Source organism: Achromobacter sp. GQ309, assembly GCF_059759315.1.
This window is the reverse complement of the sequence record NZ_JCAXDP010000001.1, coordinates 592,978-611,137: the sequence shown is the minus strand read 5'-3', so window position 1 is coordinate 611,137 and position 18,160 is coordinate 592,978. Positions and strand designations below refer to the sequence as shown.

10 protein-coding genes are annotated in these 18,160 nt (G+C 66.7%); 2 read left to right on the top strand and 8 right to left on the bottom strand.

Going from position 1 to position 18,160, the window contains the following annotated elements; genetic code table 11:
- Positions 1–31: 31 nt before the first annotated feature.
- From pbpC to clpS, 3 genes are all read right to left on the bottom strand, one after another.
- Entirely contained in the window at positions 32–2,284 is a 2,253-nt protein-coding gene (gene pbpC / locus AC6CIE_RS02850; protein WP_498091073.1) for a penicillin-binding protein 1C, read from the bottom strand.
- Complete coding sequence (locus AC6CIE_RS02845) at positions 2,239–7,461, bottom strand: alpha-2-macroglobulin family protein (RefSeq protein ID WP_498091071.1); 5,223 nt, start codon at positions 7,459–7,461, stop codon at positions 2,239–2,241. Before AC6CIE_RS02845 ends, pbpC begins: the two co-directional genes overlap by 46 nt.
- 170 nt (positions 7,462–7,631) lie before the next feature.
- Positions 7,632–7,946, bottom strand: coding sequence for an ATP-dependent Clp protease adapter ClpS (gene clpS / locus AC6CIE_RS02840; protein WP_056562630.1), 315 nt, complete (start codon positions 7,944–7,946; stop codon positions 7,632–7,634).
- A gap of 226 nt (positions 7,947–8,172) precedes the next feature.
- Between clpS and AC6CIE_RS02835 the strand changes: the two genes are divergently transcribed.
- A complete protein-coding gene (locus AC6CIE_RS02835; RefSeq protein ID WP_006220277.1) occupies positions 8,173–8,418 on the top strand; it encodes a cold-shock protein in 246 nt (81 codons plus the stop codon).
- A gap of 94 nt (positions 8,419–8,512) precedes the next feature.
- Positions 8,513–9,055, top strand: a complete 543-nt coding sequence (locus tag AC6CIE_RS02830; RefSeq protein ID WP_175123474.1) for a DUF192 domain-containing protein — start codon at positions 8,513–8,515, stop codon at positions 9,053–9,055.
- 105 nt (positions 9,056–9,160) lie between these two features.
- Here AC6CIE_RS02830 and pcaF read toward each other — a convergent pair whose 3' ends face one another.
- The 5 genes from pcaF to AC6CIE_RS02805 all read right to left on the bottom strand — a co-directional run bounded on the left by pcaF (position 9,161) and on the right by AC6CIE_RS02805 (position 18,153).
- Positions 9,161–10,366 carry a 3-oxoadipyl-CoA thiolase gene (gene pcaF, locus AC6CIE_RS02825; RefSeq protein ID WP_175123475.1) on the bottom strand — a complete coding sequence of 402 codons (1,206 nt, stop codon included), beginning with the start codon at positions 10,364–10,366 and terminating at the stop codon, positions 9,161–9,163.
- 167 nt (positions 10,367–10,533) lie between these two features.
- Positions 10,534–11,928, bottom strand: coding sequence for a chloride channel protein (locus tag AC6CIE_RS02820; RefSeq protein WP_498091069.1), 1,395 nt, complete (start codon positions 11,926–11,928; stop codon positions 10,534–10,536).
- A gap of 142 nt (positions 11,929–12,070) precedes the next feature.
- Positions 12,071–13,777 carry a methyl-accepting chemotaxis protein gene (locus AC6CIE_RS02815; RefSeq protein WP_498091067.1) on the bottom strand — a complete coding sequence of 569 codons (1,707 nt, stop codon included), beginning with the start codon at positions 13,775–13,777 and terminating at the stop codon, positions 12,071–12,073.
- A gap of 279 nt (positions 13,778–14,056) precedes the next feature.
- The gene (gene sodB, locus AC6CIE_RS02810) at positions 14,057–14,635 is read right to left on the bottom strand and encodes a superoxide dismutase [Fe] (RefSeq protein WP_056324270.1); all 579 of its coding nucleotides are present in this window, start codon (positions 14,633–14,635) and stop codon (positions 14,057–14,059) included.
- Positions 14,636–14,892: 257 nt separating this feature from the next.
- On the bottom strand, positions 14,893–18,153 hold the full coding sequence (locus AC6CIE_RS02805; protein WP_498091065.1) for an ankyrin repeat domain-containing protein: 3,261 nt from the start codon (positions 18,151–18,153) through the stop codon (positions 14,893–14,895).
- Positions 18,154–18,160: the final 7 nt, after the last annotated feature.

The window sequence follows — 18,160 nt, the reverse complement described above, 5'->3', positions numbered from 1 at the left end:
GGGCTAATACACGATTCATATTCTATGCCGATCATGGCGTAACGCCAGCGATTTCAAAAACCACGCTGTCGTGCCGGCCATGTGTATCCATGACGGTTAGCGTATACCGGCCGTCGTGCGCCAGCACCAAATTAAACGGATGACCCGCGGCGCCATGACTTGCGACACGACCATCGAGCATCCACCAGACTTCGCCTTCAGCGCCCTGGACGTCGACGTCCAGCGCAACTTGCCGCATGCCGGGCACGGGCCGCAGCACCGAGCCGTTGGCCACACCCCCGAGCCGAAGCGGTCCCTGGGTGGCATCGGCATAGCCGGCAAACGAGGGCGGCGCCGTTTCATTGAGCATCCAGGCTGCCCGCTGTTCGGGACACGCGCCCGAGGGCTCGCTACCCAGCCTGTAACCCAAGGGCCAGCATGTCACCACCGCCTGCACCGTTTCGGGCCTGACGCGGACCTGCTGGGCGCCTTCCGGCAATGCCGCCACGATATCCTGCAGTAGCGGCGCCGCCACATTCGCCCCAAAAAATCCTGGATTCGGCGTACCGTCGGGCCTGCCGACCCATACGCCGATCGTCCATCTGTCGGTCACACCGACCGCCCAGGCATCCCGGAATCCGAAACTGGTCCCGGTTTTCCAGGCCAGTTGCCGGCCGGGATTGCCCGACTGGTAAAACGGCCGGTCCGGGTGTCCACCGCCTTCGAGGATGTCCCGGACGATCCAGGCCGCGCCAGGACTCATCATACGGGACTCGACAACCGGCTGCTCCGCCGTCAAGCGGGGCCGCCCCGAGATGCCGTCCCGGGCCAGCGCACGATACGCGCCGACCAGTTCTTCCAATGTGGTGCCACCCCCGCCCAAAATCAAGCTCAGATTTGGCTCGGCGCCCGCGGGCATTCGTAACTTCACGCCGCCCGCCAGCATAACCGAGGCAAAACTGGCTGGTCCGACCCGGTCCAGCAGGTCCACCGCAGGCACGTTGAGCGACCGCTGCAACGCCTGAGCCACGCTGATCGGGCCGGCGAAGGCCGCCTGGAAATTCCCGGGTGCGTAGCCGCCGAACGACATGGGCGCGTCGATCAGCAGGCTTTCAGAATGGATCAGCCCCTCGTCCAGGGCCTGGGCATACAGAAACGGCTTGAGCGTCGACCCCGGCGATCGCACGCCGCGCACCATGTCCACATGCGAGTACCGGGAATCGTCGGAAAAATCTGCCGACCCGGCGTAAGCCTTGACCTCCAGGGAATCGTTGTCCATCACCAGCACCGCCATCGACACCTTGGGCGGAAGGTTATCGACCCGGTCCAGCAACATTTGTTCCACCGACGCCTGCATGTCCGCATCCAGCGTGGAGGTGACCAGGGGTGGCCGGCCACCCGCGCGGCGCGCGCCGCCCGCTTCCAGCAGCAGGCGCTGCGCCGCCAGGGGCGCCAGCCAGCGCGCCCGCAACGGCGGCGCGATGACAGTTTCTATCTTGGCGTCAGCCACCTCAGCCGGAGTCCAGCGGCCGAGTTCGGCCATGCGGTCCAGCACCTTGTCGCGGGCGGCCTGGGCGGCCTCGGGATGACGGTCGGGACGCAGCCGTGACGGGGCCTGCGGCAAGGCGGTCAGCATCGCCGCTTCTGCCGGGCCCAGGTCGCGGGCCGGCTTGCCCAGCCACAGCCGCGAGCCCATCTCGACGCCCTCGACGATGCCGCCCATCGGCGCGTGGGTCAGGTAAAGGGAAAGGATTTCGTCCTTGCTATAGTGCATTTCCAGCTGCACGGCGCGCCACGCCTGCCGCAGCTTGGCCGACATCGTGCGCGACGGCTTGCCCGCCAGTTGCGGATCGATCAGCCGCGCCACCTGCATGGTCAGCGTGGAGCCGCCAGACACGATGCGGCGGTTGGTGGCCCACTGCCAGCCCGCGCGTGCGAGCGCCACGGGGTTCACCCCGGGGTGCCAGTAGAACCAGCGGTCCTCGTAGGTGAGCAGCGTCTCCAGGTAGCGGGGCGAAACCTGATCGGGCTGGACCGGATAGCGCCAGATGCCGTCGCGGCTGGGATAGTTGCGCAGCGGCGTGCCATCGGCGGCGACGACAACCGCCGCCCCGCCCGAATCGATGGGAGGCAGCGGATACAGACGGTCGAGCGCGAATAACAACGCGGCCAGCGCAGACAACGCGCTGGCCGCGAAGATGCCGCGCCGCCGCCAGCGGCGGGCGCGCGATGCGCCCGACTGGCAAGCAGCGGCGGCGTTCAAGGACGCTTGGCGCCGCGATCGCGGATTTCGACCGTGCTCCATTGCTCACCCACGCCGCGGATTTCGGGGCGGTACATATCCTCGGCCACCGTCGACGGCACCGCGTAGCGACCCGGCGTCACGACGCGCACCAGATAGAACACGTCCACCTTGCCACGGCCCAGCGACACTGCGGCGACGTAGCGGTCGTCGCGGAACTCGCGATGCTTGATGTTGGAATCCGACATGGCGTCGGCCACGCGGCGCCCGCCGATCTTCCAGTCCTGCATTTCCGGGCTCTGCGACAGGTTGAGGTTTTCGACCTCGAAGCCCGCCGGAACGCGGTCAACCAGCAGACCATCGGGGATGTTCTGGTTGGCGCTGGCCTGGACCCACACCACCAGCATGTCGCCGGTCTGCAGGGTGCCGCCGTCCCACGGGCGGCCGTCCGGACGGTACCAGCCACGCTTGAGCTGGATGATGTCGTTGCGCGGCGCGGGCGTCGCGGTCGGGCTGCCCTGGATGTCGTATTCGACAAACAGCGATTGGCTGCCCGTGTTCTGCAACTGCGTGCCCGCCAGATCCGCGGCCGACAGCGACACGGTCTGGTCGCTCTTGCCGCCCGTCAGCGGCTTGCGCTCGCCATTGACGGTCAGCACCGCTTCCCACGGCGTGTTCTTGTTGCCGCCCGCGGCGCGCGCGGCCAGCAGCAAAGCCATCTGCTCCTGCGTGGACAGGTACGAACGGTTGCCCAGGCGGCTGGAGAGCTGATTCAGCAGGTTCTCGCTGCGTTCGTGGCGCAGCTCGTATTGCGAGACCAGCGCGTAGGACAACGCGTAGTCGCGCACGCTGCTGCCGTAGTCGCCCATCCATTCGTCGTAGTAGGCGCTGCTGCGGTTGTTGATGTTGATGCCATAGGTGCGCGTCATGGCCAGGTCAAGCGCCTGCTTCATGCGCCCTTCGTCACCCATCAGCTTGAAGGCGGCGGCCAGTTGCACCAGCGGCAGCGGCGAGCGCGCGCGCTCCTGATAGTTGTCGAACAGCTGACGCACGGTCGACAACGGCGCCTTCTTGTCGCGCGCCAGCACCAGCGCGGCGGTGGCCAGGCCGGCAAAGCGGCGATGGTCTTCGCGCAGCACGTTGGCGTCGCTGCTGTCGATGCGGTTGGCCTCGACGTTGCGGCGCAGGTTGGCCGACCACGTACCGAATGCGCCGGCGCTCTGCTGCACCTGCTCCAGCAGCCACGTCCGCGAACGATCCAGCGACGCGTCGGGCACATCGAAGCCACGATCGCGTGCGTCCTGCATGAAGCCCACGGCGTAGGCCGTCAGCCACACGTCGCGCGAGGACGCGCCGCTCCAGAGGTTGTACGAACCGACCGAGTTGCGCATGCCCGACAGGCGGCTGATGGCGCCGGCGACCTTGGCGGCGCGTTCGGCCTCGGTGCGCGGCTTCAGGCCGAACTGCTTGGCGGCGTCTTCATCCAGCATCACCCACGGCATGGCCGCGCTGATGGTCTGCTCGGTGCATCCATACGGATAGTTGAGCAGGTCCTCGACCAGACGGTTGACGTTGAACGGCGGACGATTGGACACGGTCAGGCTGACGGTCGTCGAGTCCGGGTAATAGGAAGCGACCCACGACGCCTGCGCCGGTTGCGACTCGCCCGGATTCAGGCGCAGACGCCGCACCTGGCGCTCCGGCGCATGCGCGGGCTGCACCTGCAGCACGGACTCGCGCACGATGCGGATCGGCTTGGCGCCGCCCTGCCCGTCCACGGTCAGACGCATCAGGCCCAGGCCGTACGAACCGGTGGTGGTGGCCGTGAACCGCAGCGTCGTGCGCTGCTTGTCTTTCAACGTGACAGTGCGCACGCCGTCGACGATGGCCAGCGGATCCAGGGCTTCGAGCTTGACCGAGATCTTCTGTTCGGCGCCGCTCATGTTGGTAACGTCCAGCGCAATGGCGGCCTGGTCGCCCGGCGTGATGAAACGCGGGGTGTTCAGTTCCGCCACGATGGGCGCTGCCACGACCATTTCGGCGTCGGTGCTGCCGTAGTTGTCGGGCGTGAACGCGACGGCCATCAGGCGCAGCGTGCCATTGAAGTCAGGCAGGTCCAGCGGGATGTCCGCTTCGCCCTGCGCGTTGAGCGCAACGGGACCCGAGAACAGATCCACCAGCTTGACCTTCTTGGGCAGGCTCTTGCTGTCGCCGCGCATTGCGGCGTCGCCGCCCCACTTCAGCTTGCCCTTCGTGCCGTCCATCTTCTCGATGAGCTTGCCGTACATGTCCAGCAACTCGGGCGCGTAGCGGTGCTTGCCGAAGAAGTAATCCAGCGGATCGGGCGTGGCGTACTGGTTGATGTTGAGAATGCCCACGTCGACCGCGGACAGCGTCACCATCGCCTGCTTGCCCTGCGCGCCATCGACCTTGACGCGCACGGTCGTCTTGGTCTCCGGCACGGCCTTGGGCGCGGCGGTGAGCTTGACGTCCAGCTTGCGGTCGGCGCTGGCGATCGGCAGGAACGCCAGGCCCAGCGCGCGGGCCGGCGTGACGCGGTCGCCTTCGCTGCCGGGGCGGAATACCGCCGCGGCCACGTACAGGTCGTGGCGCTTCCATTCCTTGTCGACCGGAATCTCGACCTCGGTGCCCGTGGCCTTCACGGCCACCCACTTGGACCACAGCATGCGGTCGCCTTCGACGGTGATGAGCGCCTGGCCATCATGCGGCGGAGTCAGCGTCAGCTTGACGGTGTCGCCCGGCTTGGCGGGCACGCCTTCCAGCTTCATCTGCACGCGGTCGGGACGGTTGCCCATGGCATCGGCGTCCTGCGCGTTCCAGCCGGCATAGAAGCGATAGCGCATCGTTTCGCCGGTTTCCGGATCCGTGATTTCCAGACGGTAGCGGCCCCACTTGACCGGCACGGTCAGCTGGGTGCGATCGTTCAGCGCAATTTCGCGCGAGTCGACCAGTTCTTCGGTTTCGGTATAGCCGCTGTTCCAACCGCGCTGGTCGTCGAAGCGCCAGTAGTACTGGCGCTCTTCGCGGAACAGACGCATCTGCGCCTGCGCGAGCGGTTCGATCTTGCCTTGCGCGTTGGCGCGGATGACTTCAAAACCGGCCGGCGCGTTCTCGCGGGCCACGTCGCTGTCGAACTGCGGACGGACGGCGATCAGCTTGTCGGCGGGCCAGACGGTGCGTTCGATGGAGCGGACCACCGGGCGGCCACCGGATTCCAGCAGGCTGGCGGACACACGGACCTTCATGGGCGAATGCGTGCCGGCGGCGTTCGGGTTCACGTCGAGCTGCGCGCGGCCCTTGTCGTCCAGCGCGGATTCCGGCAGTTCACCGAAGCTGCGGCGCGTATCGTCGGCCACGTCGCCAAAGATGAAGCCGGGCCATTGCTGGGCCAGCGCAAAACGATCACGTTTGACCTGGAAGGTGGCCAGCAGACGGTTGCCGGCAGCCGGCGCGCCATACAGGTAGTCGCCCTGCACATCGACGGTCAGCTCCTCGTCGGGGGACAACACGTCCTGGCCCGAGGTCAGCGCCATCTTCATGCGTTCGGGCAGGAATTCCTCGACCTGGAACTTCCACGAGGCATCCGGCGCGCGCGAGGACGGATCGACGCGCAGTTCCAGCAGCCACGTGCCGGTCTGGGCATCCAGCGGCAGTTCGATCGCGCGTTCGACGTAACCGGGCAGATCCTTCTGCGGTTGCCACAGCGCGGTCTGCATCGTGCGGCCATCCGGACGCTTGATGGTGGCAGTCAGCGGCGACGGCGTCAGCACGCGGCCGTCGAGGTCGCGCGGCAGCACCGATACGTGGAAGGTCTCGCCGGGGCGATACAGGTTGCGGCCGGCGTAGACGAACAGATTGTTGGCGCGCGACGCATGGCCGCCCGTATCGAATTCGGACAGATCCAGGGCCGGTTCGCCCAGCGCCAGCACGGTCATTTCCTTGTCGCGCGAGGCGCGGATGACGCGGGCATTGGCAAAGCTGCCGTCAAAGCGGACATGGCCCTGCGCATCGGCGGCCGCCTTGGCCAGCGGCTTGCCGGCGCCGTCCACCAGTTCAAACACCGCGCCGGAAATGGCCTGGCCGGACTTCAGCGACACCGAATACGCTTCGATGCGGTCGCTGTAGCGGCGGGCGTGCAGCCCGATGTCGCTGACGTAGAAATAGGTGACCTGGTACTCATAGCGGAAACGGCCGGGTTGGCTCATGACCGCAACGTAGATGCCCGGCTCCTGCAGTTCCTTGATGCCCTCGACGGGCAGGAACGTGACGTGACGGCGGTTCGGCTTGTCGTCGGTGACGAAGCGGCCCTGATAGACGCTGGTCGTCAGCGAATTCAGCCGGTCCAGGTCCCAGTTGCTGACCGAGCCCTTCAGGCTGCGGTTACCGGCGTAGCGCCAGTCGTTCTCGTCATAGTTGCCGTCGTCCTCGTCTTCCGAGGCGGCCGGCGCGCGGCCCACGCCCAGCACGGTGTCGAAGAGTTCGGGCACGCGGTCGGGGGACACGCGCAGGAACTGCACGTCAACCTCGGGCACGTTCACCGTGGCGACCGGCAGGCCGCCGTTCTGGCCGGCGGGCAGCACGACGCCGCGGCTGGCGAAGTAAAACGACGGCGGCATGGCCTGCGTGCTGACTTCGCAATGCGAAGCCTCGGTCAGCGCGACCTTTTCGCCCGCGCCGGGCAGGCCCGAGCGGACCGTGATCGCGTAGGAGCGCTGCGGCTGCACATACGGGAAGTACACCACGCGCGGGTTGTCGCCGACGACCCAGTTGCCCTTGAGGATCTTGCCCTTGGGCGCAGAATCGCCAGGACGCACCGAGGCCGGCTGCTGGCCCGGCGCGGCGGCCGATTCACTGTCCTCGTCGGCCTTGCCGGCCGTCGAACCCGTATCGGTCACCTGAAGGAAAGCGTCCAGATTGCTCTTGGCATCCACCGGCTGCGTGAAGGTCACGGCCAGCGACAAGGCATCGTTGTATTGGCGGGGTTGGCAATTCAAGGCCGCGAAGGGATCCGCGGCACCCACGGTTGCGGTGGCAGGCAGTGCCGGCGCCGCGTTGTTCGCCGCCTGCGGAGCCGCGGCGGTCGCTGTCTGCGCCGCCGGAACCGCTGCCGGACTTGCCGGCTGCTGCCCCTTGCCCATCCACCAGCCCGCGCCAATTGCGCCGGCCACCACCGCGATCCCGGCTACAGCCAGCCAGGTCTTGTTGAACTTTCCACTCACGGCGAAACCTCCCCGCCCACTAGAACGCAACGCTCCTTAGCGGCGGAGCTGCCGACCCGCATGTGCCGCGCGCTTCCCGTTACGCGGCAAAACCGTTCATCCCTGTGCCCGGGATGCAACCGGCAGCACAACGCCGCCATTGCTGGCGGCGCCATTGTGTTTTGTCGAGATCAAACCGGTTCCATCACGCACTGCAGCGGGTGTTGACGCGCCCGCGCATACTGACCGACTTGCGCGATCCGTGTGGCGGCGAGGTCACGGGGGTAAACCCCGCAGACGCCTCGGCCTTCGTGATGCACTTGCAGCATGATGCGCGTCGCCTCTTCCTGGTTTTTATTGAAGAATTTCTGCAGCACTTTCACGACGAACTCCATCGGGGTGTAGTCGTCATTAAGCAGCAACACCTGGTACATCGGCGGCGGCGCAGTACGTGCCGGCGCCTTCTCGACGACCAAGTCATGCTGGGAATCCAAGGTAGAACTCATAGGGCGGGTATTCTATTTAAACTGGGGACGGCAACCACTCAACTTACTGAAAATTACACGCAGAAATACGTAGTATCCATACTTGACTAGGTCAAGAAAAGCGGCGCATTATCCACGCATTCTGGGGTTTTCAATTTACCGAAAATCTGCCAGGAAGCCGGAGGGGGGACAGGGGTCTAGACCACAATGCCCTTCTGTCAACATACGATTCAATGAGGCAGGCCGCATGTCTGATACGACCGCAACCGCCGTCCAAGGGGACAATCCCAAATCGACGGGCACCGTCAAATGGTTCAACGATGCAAAGGGGTTTGGCTTCATTACGCCCGACGATGGCGGTGAAGATCTGTTCGCCCACTTCTCGTCCATCCAGATGAATGGTTTTAAAACCCTGAAAGAAGGCCAGAAAGTGGCCTTCGAGATTATCCAGGGGCCTAAAGGAAAACAGGCGCTCAATATTACGGCTGCCTGAGTTACCCTTTAAAGCGCAACGGTAAGGTTGCGCCATTATCCAGGCGGGGCTTTCGGGCCCCGCCTTGTTATTTTTCTTAATACTCCGCCGGGCCATGCTGAAGATTGCCGTTTTGTTTCCCATTGTTCGTACGCTGTTCAAAACAACCTTCACCAAGGCATCGTCAGCGGCAAACGCGGGTGGCCGCAAGGCGCCGGTGATCGCCGCCGCCGCCATCGCGATCGCAGCCGCCCTGCCCCTGCCCGCCAGCGCCCAGCAGCAGACCGGCCCGCAGCCGCGTCTGCCCACGACGCAATTGTCGGCCGGAATCCATATTATCCGCGCAGAAGTTGCAAACACGGACGCCACGCGGCGCGACGGTCTGATGTTCCGCAGGGAGCTGCCGGGCAACGACGGCATGCTGTTCGTCTTCGACCAGCCGGACGTGCAGTGCTTCTGGATGCGCAACACGCTGCTGCCCCTGTCGATTGCCTTTATCGCCGACGACGGCACGATCGTCAACATTGAAGACATGGCGCCGCAGACCGAAGACCCGCATTGCGCAAAGAAGCCGGTGCGCTACGCGCTGGAAATGGCGCAAGGCTGGTTCGGCAAGCACGGCATCACTGCCGGGAAAAAGCTCGACGGCCTGCCCTGACGCCTTCCGGCAGACCGCCCCGGCAGGTAATGACAAAGGGAGCCCGAGGGCTCCCTTGTTGTTTGCCGGACAGCGCGACGCGCGCCGCAGGCCGTACCACGCGCCTTACACGCGTTCGATGATCAGCGCGATGCCTTGGCCGACGCCGATGCACATCGTGCACAGCGCGTAGCGGCCGCCGGTGCGATGCAACTGGTTGATGGCCGTGGTGGCCAGACGCGCGCCGCTGGCGCCCAGCGGGTGGCCCAGGGCGATCGCGCCGCCGTTGGGGTTCACGCGCGGATCGTTGTCGGCGATGCCAAGCTGGCGCAGCACGGCCAGACCTTGCGCGGCGAACGCTTCGTTCAGTTCGATCACGTCCATCTGATCCAGCGTCAGGCCGGTCTGAGCCAGCACCTTCTGCGTGGCGGGCGCCGGACCGATGCCCATGATGCGCGGCGCGACGCCGGCGGTCGCCATGCCGACGACGCGGGCACGCGGGGTCAGGCCATGGCGGGCGGCGGCCTTTTCATCGGCCAGCAGCAGCGCGGCGGCGCCGTCGTTTACGCCCGACGCGTTGCCGGCCGTGACGCTGCCGCCTTCGCGGACCACGCCCTTGAGCTTGGCCAGCGATTCCAGCGACGTTTCACGCGGGTGCTCGTCCTTGGAGACGATGATCGGGTCACCCTTTTTCTGGGCGATCGACACGGGCACGATCTCGGCGTCGAAAAATCCTTCCTTCTGGGCGCGCGCGGTCTTTTCCTGGCTGGCCAGCGCGAACAGATCCTGGTCGGCGCGGCTGATGTTGAAATCGTCGGCGACGTTTTCGGCGGTCTCGGGCATCGAGTCCACGCCGTATTGCGCCTTCATCAGCTTGTTGATGAAACGCCAGCCGATGGTGGTGTCATAAATGGCGGCGCTGCGCGAGAAGGCGCTGTCGGCCTTGCCCATGACGAACGGGGCGCGGCTCATGCTTTCCACGCCGCCGGCCAGCATCAGGCCGGCTTCTCCGGCGCGGATGGCGCGCGCGGCGGTGCCGATGGCGTCCAGACCCGAGCCGCACAAACGGTTGACCGTGGCGCCGGGCACTTCGACCGGCAGGCCGGCCAACAGCGTGGCCATGCGGGCCACGTTGCGGTTGTCTTCGCCCGCCTGGTTGGCGCAACCCATGATGGCGTCGTCGAGTTCTTCCCAGCGCACGCCAGGATTGCGCGCCGCCAGCGCCTTGATGGCTACGGCAGCCAGATCGTCGGGCCGCACGGAAGCCAGCGCACCGCCGTAGCGGCCGAAGGGGGTACGAATCGCATCACAGATAAAGGCATTCACGGTCATGGGAAGCTCGAAGTGAAGTGAAAGAACTCGGGATCGGACGATGTTAACGCAGCGGTTTCGCGCCAAGTTGGTGCGTTACCAGGATGTCCGCAGAACGGACAGTGTCCAGTGGACGTTCACATTGCCTGGCCCGCGCGTGCACGAAACCGGGGCGCCCATGCCCGGTATCAGTGCGCCCCGGACTTGGCCGCGCGGCCTGCGTCGACGATGGCCTGACGACGGAAGCGGCCGGCCGCCAAATGGTAGAACGGCTGCGGGCAGAACTGGCGCGACACGCCCGACGCGAGCAACGACCCGACCAGCAGCCAGAACAACATCGGCTGGCTGCCGGTCATTTCCATCACCACGACGCTTGCCGTCAACGGCGCCTGGGTGGCAGCCGCCAGGAAGGCCGCCATCGACAGCAGCACCAACACGCGCTGGTCGACGCCCTCGCCCGCCAGTTCCCAGATGTGATGGCCGATGCCCGCGCCCGTGGTCAGCGCCGGCGTGAAGATGCCGCCGGGAATGCCCGCCCAATAGGACGCGACGGTGGCCGCCAGCTTGGCCAGGCCAAAGCCGTCGGGCACCAAGTCCTTGCCGTTGAGCAGGTCGGCCGCCACGGCGTAGCCGGTGCCGTACACGCTGCCCGCGGTGCACAGGCCGATCACCGCCAAGGCCAGCCCCATGATGAACGCCGTCCAGATCGGATGCGTCCGGATCCAGGCGCGCCACGACTGCGGCGCCGCGCCGATCGGCCCCTTGCCCAGCAGGCGGGCGAAGATGCCGCCCAGCGCGCCGTTGAGCGCGCCGCAGATGACGATCCACATCACCATGTTCTGCGACAGCGGCGCGCCGGCGAAGACACCAAAATAAGGATTGTTGCCTTCCACCGCCACCACCAGGAAGCCGGCGGCCAGCACGCCGATCAGCACCAGCCGCTGCCAGCGCAGCACGGTGCCGCGCCCCAGTTCCTCGATGGCAAAAATGACGCCGGCCAGCGGCGCGTTGAAGGCCGCCGCCAGGCCGCCGGCGGCGCCCGCTGCGATCAGCTCGTTGGCGTGAAAACCGCGCAGCTGCAAGCCGCGGCGTTTCCAGAAATCGCCCCACGCCAGCATCAGCGCCGCGCCGACCTGCACGGAAGGACCCTCGCGGCCGATCGACGCGCCGCACAGCATGCCGAAGAACGCCAGCGGTATCTTCCAAAGGCTTTGGGCCAGCGACACCAGGCTGTTCTGGCTGGGGCCCGGCGGCAGCGACAAGGCGCCGATAACTTGCGGAATGCCGCTGCCGGAAGCGTTGGGCGCGAAACGCAGCGTGAGCCAGCGCAGCGCGGCCAGCCCGAACGGCATGACCAGCAACGCCAGCCAGCCGTTGTAGGCGACCCACTGGCGGTTCCAGGCCAGCGCCTTGTCGGCCAGATAGGTAAAGCCCAGCGACATGAGCGCCACCAACGCGGCGCCGCCGAGCAACAGCCCGAGCTGCACGCTCTTCCTGGACAGACGGTTGATCTGGCGCACCTTGCGGCGCGCCAGCCGGCGTGTTCGGGCGATGACGCGACGGACGGGGTCGGGCAGACTCATGGACGGGGACAGGGCGGCGTGGGGAGGTTGCCAACCTTACCATCCCATCCTGACCCGTAGCCGAAAGAATGCAGCGTTGCGCACGCGCAAGCGCGGACGGGAACGGCCGGTCAACGGCCGTCCATCACGACGCGGCAAGGCTTCAGAACGACGACCACTCGTCCTGCGAAGCGCCTGCCAGCGCGGGCCGGGCCTGCGCCGCACGGGCTGCCGGCGCGGCGGGCTTGCGCGCCGCCACGCGTTCGGCCGGCAGCAGCCGGGCTTGCGCCTGAACCGCAGATCCACTGCCTGCATCCACCTTGAAGCGGCGCACTTCCTGCGCCAGACGCGTGGCCTGCTCCTGCATGCTGGCCGCGGCGGCCGCGGCTTCCTCGACCAGGGCGGCGTTCTGCTGGGTCACCGTGTCCATCTGCGAGACGGCCTGGTTCACCTGCCCGATGCCGGTCGATTGCTCTTCCGATGCGCCCGAGATCTCGCGCACCAGCGTCGCGACCTGGCGCACGCTGTCCACGACTTCGCGCATCGTGCGTCCTGCCTCGTCGACCTGACGCGAGCCGCCTTCGACGCGCGTCACGGATTCGTCGATCAGGGCCTTGATTTCCTTTGCAGCTACAGCGGAACGCTGGGCCAGCGTGCGCACCTCGCCCGCCACGACCGCGAAGCCGCGGCCTTGCTCGCCCGCGCGCGCCGCTTCCACGGCGGCATTGAGCGCGAGGATGTTGGTCTGGAACGCGATGCCGTCGATCACGCCCGTGATGTCGGCAATGCGGCGCGAACTGTCCGAGATCGCGCTCATGGTCTGCACCACGCCCTCGACCACCTCGCCGCCGCGCACGGCGACGTTCGACGCCTGGCTGACCAGGCGGTCGGCCTCGCTGGCGTTGTTGGCGTTCTGCTGCACCGTGCTGGTCAGCTCTTCCATCGAGGCCGCGGTTTGCTCGAGCGAGGAGGCCTGCTCTTCCGTGCGTTGCGACAGATCGGCGTTGCCCTGCGCAATCTGCGACGACGCCGACGCAATGTTTTCACAGCCGTCGCGCACGTCCTTGACGATACGGGCCAGGCTTTCGTTCATGGCCTTGAGCGCGCCCATCAGATCGCCGGTCTCGTCGCGCGTGACCACGCGGATATCGGTGGTCAGGTCGCCCGCGGCCACCTGGCGTGCGGCCGATACGGCCTCGGTCAGCGGGCGAACGATGCCGCGCGTTACCAGCAAACCGAGCAGCATGCCGATCGCCACACCCGCGACAGCCAGCGCAATCATGATCGCGCGGACGGTGCCATAAAGGTCCGTGCCTTCTTGCACCGAGCGCTCGGCAGACTTTTCCTTGCTGATGGCCAGACTGGTCATCAGGTCGTCCAGCTTTTGCGACGCGACGATGACGCGCTTCTCGATCTCGGCCACGCGCGGATCGCTCTGCGTCAGCGGCTGCGACTTGGCCGCGTCGAAGAATGCCGTCGCCTCGCGCTTCCAGACCTGCTCGGTTTCCCTGAATTGCGCCAGCAGTTCGCGGGTCTGTGCTTCCTGGAAGTTCGCGGCTGCCTTCTCGCGCAGCACGTCCATGTTCTTGACCGCGTCGTCGAACTGCTTGCGCAGCGCCTGCCGGTCTGCCTCGGTCGACGCCGCCAGATATGCGTTGCGCGCACGTCCTGCGTAGATGAGGTTGATGTTGGCTTCCTTCAGATCCGAAATGCCGCGCAATTCGGTGTCGTAAAGCCTGTCATTCATTTCATTGATACGCGACAGCCCCCATACCCCGAAGGCCCCGATCGCACCGCCTATCACCGCCACCAGCAAAAACGCCCCTGTCAGGCGAGCGCCGATGCGCATCCCCGAAAATAACCGCAACATGCTTCCCTTCCCTGTGTGTGCCCCGGCTTGTGGCGGCTTCGCCGCAGCCATGCGCTCCGGGGTGCAAGCGCTGACCGGGGAGGAACGATATCGACGTTTGGTCTAGGGCTTACCCTGAGAAAAAGCCAGTTCAGGCGTCAGTTCCGTGTAATGAACGCGACAGTCGACAGGGTTTTCGAAACTGACTTTTTGCTGAACAAAAGAAAACCCCTCGCCGGGGCGAGGGGTCGTGTTGCCAGGCATGCGGCGCTAAGACCGCATGCGCGCCGGAACCGCCGATCAGGCGAAGTTCTTGGCAGCGAAATCCCAGTTCGCCAGGGCCCAGAAGTTTTCCAGGTACTTGGGACGCGCGTTACGGTAGTCGATGTAGTACGCGTGTTCCCAGACATCACAGGTGAGCAGCGGCTTGTCGGCCGTCGTGAGCGGGGTGGCGGCGTTGCTGGTGTTGACGATGTCGACCGAACCGTCGGCCTTCTTGACCAGCCAGGTCCAGCCCGAACCGAAGTTGCCGGCAGCCGACTTGTTGAAGGCTTCCTTGAAGGCGTCGAAGCTGCCCCACTTGGCGTTGATGGCGTCAGCCAGCGCGCCCGTCGGTGCGCCGCCGGCCTTGGGAGCCAGGCTGTTCCAGTAGAACGTGTGGTTCCAGACCTGGGCAGCGTTGTTGAAGATGCCGCCCGAGGACTTCTTCACGATGTCTTCCAGCGACAGCGTTTCGAATTCCGTACCCGGGATCAGGTTGTTCAGATTCGTGACGTACGTCTGGTGATGCTTGCCGTAGTGGAACTCCAGCGTTTCCTTGGAGATGTGCGGCGCCAGAGCGTCGAGTTCGTAAGGCAGGGGGGGAAGAGTATGTGCCATGTGATGGTTCCTTCTGTTGAGAGCACGATCAAGCCGGTCAATTGTATCGGCAACTCCTGAGGATACCGTGTTAACCCCGCGCTGGCGCGGGGTTAACGGGCACATGCTTATGACCGCATGTTGTTGCGCCCGCGCGCGGCGGCGCGCACGGCCTCACTGCATGGCCTCACCGCATGGCCTCACCGCATGGCCTCACCACATGGCCTCACCGCATGGCCTCACCACATGGCCTCACCGCATGGCGTCACCACATGGCGTCACTTCACGTAACGTAGCTCCTGCCCGCTGCCGGTTTCGACCAGCGCGCCGTCCTTATCCATGGCCAGGACCTTGTGCAGCGGCGCGCTGGCCGCGTCGTCGGGCACGTCGACGTCGATGCGCACGGCCCGCGTGGCGGCGTCGATGCGGGCCACGTCCACCTCGTGCCAACGTCCACCAGACGGCGCCGGCACGAAGACGGCCAGCGCCTTCAACGCGCCTGCCGCGATGGGCACGGAGACGCCGTCCGCCCCTTCCGATTGGCGCGGCCCGCCGCCGTAGTCCTGATCGGCCGATGACACCGCCACGTCGATATTGACCGGACGGCCACGGTGATACACGCGCACCGTCAGCATGCCGGGTTCGGCCGGCCTGGTGTCCGCGCGCACGTTCGCGATGGCGGAGTACGGCCGCAGCGGCGGCGTGTCCAGGAACACCTGTTTGCCGTCGCTGCGCCAGACGCCCCGCGCGTTGATGTCGACGGCGCCATAACTCAGGAAGTACTCGAAGCTGCCGTCTTCCAGAAGCAGCAATTCGCTGCCGACTTCCCGCACGCCGCGCAGGTAGTAATGACCCGGAACGCGCACGGCTTCCGAAGACTTGCTGGCGGCTTTGGATCCCACACGCCGGCCTTGCGCGGGCGGCGGCGCGCAGTCCGCCCGCAGCGTGATGCCCGCATCCTGCAGGACGCGCGCAAAGGCCGGATCGGATTGGCAGGCAAGCGCCGTACGGAACGACTGGCCCGGCGGCGCCACCGCCGCGTCGAAGCGCGCGTGGTGCTGCGCCAATAAGGACAGCATGGCGGGCTGGCCGGTTTCAAGTGCGATCCACGCAGGACCACGGCTCGAGCCGTCGCCGGCATCAGGGCTGGCGCCGGCGTCGAGCAACGCTTGGGCGAGGTCCCGGCGTCCCAACCGGATGGCGGCGTTCAGGGGCGTATCGCCGTCGGGCAGCGGCGCATCCAGATCGGTGCCCGACGCCTTCAACAGACGCAACACCTGCACCACGGTGTCATGCCGCGCGGTGACCAGCTCCCGGCTATGCAGCAGCATCGACACGATGCGATCGGGCAAGGCGCGTCCATCCCGCGCACATGACGATGACTTGCCGGTGAAACCGGCCGCATGCAGTGCAGCAAAGTAGCCAGGCTTGTCGATCAGCACGAACTCGCCGTTGTCTGGCATGCACGCTTGCGCAACCGGCTGGCGGTTCGCCGCGCTCACGCGGCGCACCGTTTCCATGTCTCCGGACGCCACGGCGGCATTGAGCAGTGCGTACGGGTTGGGCACGACCGGCAGCCGCGGGTCGTCGAACCGCGCGCCGGCGCGCAGCAGCCGATCCAGCATGGCGGCGTCCTGACGACCGATCAGCCAATACAAAGCGCTCTCGCCGTCCGGCGCGATGGCGGCGGGGTCCGCGCCCTTGGCCAGCAATGCATCGACGACCGCCACCTGGCCCGAGGTCGTCGCCAGGAGTAGCGGCGGCGTGCCGCGCGGATCGTCCGGGCTTGGCGGCCAGGCATCGCGGCCGGCCCCATCCCCGGCTGCTTTATCGGCCGCCTTTACCGCGGGGTCCACGTACGGATTCACCGGCACGCCCGCCTCGATCAGCATCAAGGCCAGCGCCGTATCGCGGCTTTCGAGCGCCTGGCGAATGGCGCTTGCGTCCAGCGTATTCATGTCGAATCCCGCGTCCGCGAACATGCGCAGCACTGCCGCGCCCTGCCCGCCCGGCTGCCGCAGCAGTTGCGCGACCGGCGAGTCGGCGGGGTTCTGCAGCGCCGCGCGCAGCGCGTCAGGCTTCATCGCCGCCAACAGGGTGCGCAGCAGCGCGGTGTCTCCGGCCCGCACCGCAACCTCCAGCGCCGACCGGCGGTCATAGCCTTCGCGCCGCAAGCCCGGATCGGCGCCCCCGGCCAGCAGCGCCTTCACGACGCCGGACTTGCCGGCTTCGACGGCATCGGCCAGCGGCGTGTTGCCATGCGGTTCCGCGGGATCGCCGTCGACCGGCGCACCGAGGGCCAGGAGGCGCTGCACGGTCTGCGTGTCGCCGCGCTGGGCCGCCAGGTTCATGATCGGCCGGTTGCCCATCTGGGGCTTGGCGAATATCAGGCCGCCCGAGCCCACTTGGGGGCCGCGTTGCGCGAAGGGCATGCCCGCGCGCAGCAAATGTTCGGCGATTGCGGGGTGTCCGCCTTCGACCGCTGCTTGCGCCGCATCCAGCCACACGTCACGGTCGCCGGTTTCTCCGTACGCCGTGGCCGGGATCGTGCGAGGGCCCACCTCCATCAGGTACGACACGGCCTGCGCATCGCCTTCGTAGGCGGCGAACGCCAGGGCGGTCAGTTCCTCTTCATAGGCAGGCCGGCTGCCCGTGGCGGCCAGCGCTCGCAGCGCCTCTGCACCTTCCGTCAGTTCCACCAGGGGCAACCACGCAAGGAAGTCCGCCGCGGGCCGCGTCTTGCCGTGTCCGTCCTTCAAGACACTTGACGCGGCGGTATCTGCGTCGAGCGCCGCATACGGGCGGCTGGCGCCGGCGCCGAACAAGGCCACCACCATGCGCGTCAGGCTCTTGCGGTCGACGAGGCGCGGCAGGTAGGTCTGGCGCACTGCGAATTCGAAATCGCGGTGCAGCAGGAATTCCAGCGGGGTGTTGTTCTGGTCACCCCGCTGGTCGGGGTTGGCGCCCGCGGCCAGCAACGCCTCCATGATGGCCGGCGTGCCGTACAACAGCGCCAGGTGGAGCGGTGGCCGGCGCGATTCGTACGTGATGTCGTTCAGGTCCGGCCTGGTGGCCAGCAGCGCGGCCAGCATGCGCGCGCGGGCCGGCATGCTGGCCTCGTGCGCCTGGCGCAACCGCGCCGCGTCTTCCGGCGTCATGTCCCAATACACGTACTGCGACCGCAGATCACGTGGCGGCATCAGCAAGGCATGCAGCAAGGGGACGCCGTCACGGGCATAGTCGCCGGGCCGTTCGACCTGCGCCAGCGCGGCCAGGAATGCCGCCTCGTCGTTGCGCCCGGCAGCTGCGAACAGGGCCTCCGTTTCCGGCGTGTCGGCGCTTTTGTATTCGCGGTACGGCGACGTGCAGTTGCAATCGGCGGCTGCGGCTGAGGGTGGTGTAACTGAGGGTGCGGTGGCTGCGGGCGCTGCCGGGGAAACGGTCGCGTTTTCCGCGTAGGCCACGGAGCCCACCCCGGTCGCCCATATCGCCGCGGCCAGTCCGGTGGCCGCCCATTTCAGATTTCTGTCGTGGAACATCCTGCCG

Excerpts from the sequence above, each read along its gene's own strand:
- AC6CIE_RS02805 (WP_498091065.1), bottom strand. The coding sequence starts at position 18,153 with ATGTTCCACGACAGAAATCTGAAATGGGCGGCCACCGGACTGGCCGCG.
- AC6CIE_RS02830 (WP_175123474.1), top strand. The coding sequence starts at position 8,513 with ATGCTGAAGATTGCCGTTTTGTTTCCCATTGTTCGTACGCTGTTCAAA.
- sodB (WP_056324270.1), bottom strand. The coding sequence starts at position 14,635 with ATGGCACATACTCTTCCCCCCCTGCCTTACGAACTCGACGCTCTGGCG.
- AC6CIE_RS02835 (WP_006220277.1), top strand. The coding sequence starts at position 8,173 with ATGTCTGATACGACCGCAACCGCCGTCCAAGGGGACAATCCCAAATCG.
- AC6CIE_RS02820 (WP_498091069.1), bottom strand. The coding sequence starts at position 11,928 with ATGAGTCTGCCCGACCCCGTCCGTCGCGTCATCGCCCGAACACGCCGG.
- pbpC (WP_498091073.1), bottom strand. The coding sequence starts at position 2,284 with ATGGAGCACGGTCGAAATCCGCGATCGCGGCGCCAAGCGTCCTTGAAC.
- pcaF (WP_175123475.1), bottom strand. The coding sequence starts at position 10,366 with ATGACCGTGAATGCCTTTATCTGTGATGCGATTCGTACCCCCTTCGGC.
- AC6CIE_RS02815 (WP_498091067.1), bottom strand. The coding sequence starts at position 13,777 with ATGTTGCGGTTATTTTCGGGGATGCGCATCGGCGCTCGCCTGACAGGG.
- clpS (WP_056562630.1), bottom strand. The coding sequence starts at position 7,946 with ATGAGTTCTACCTTGGATTCCCAGCATGACTTGGTCGTCGAGAAGGCG.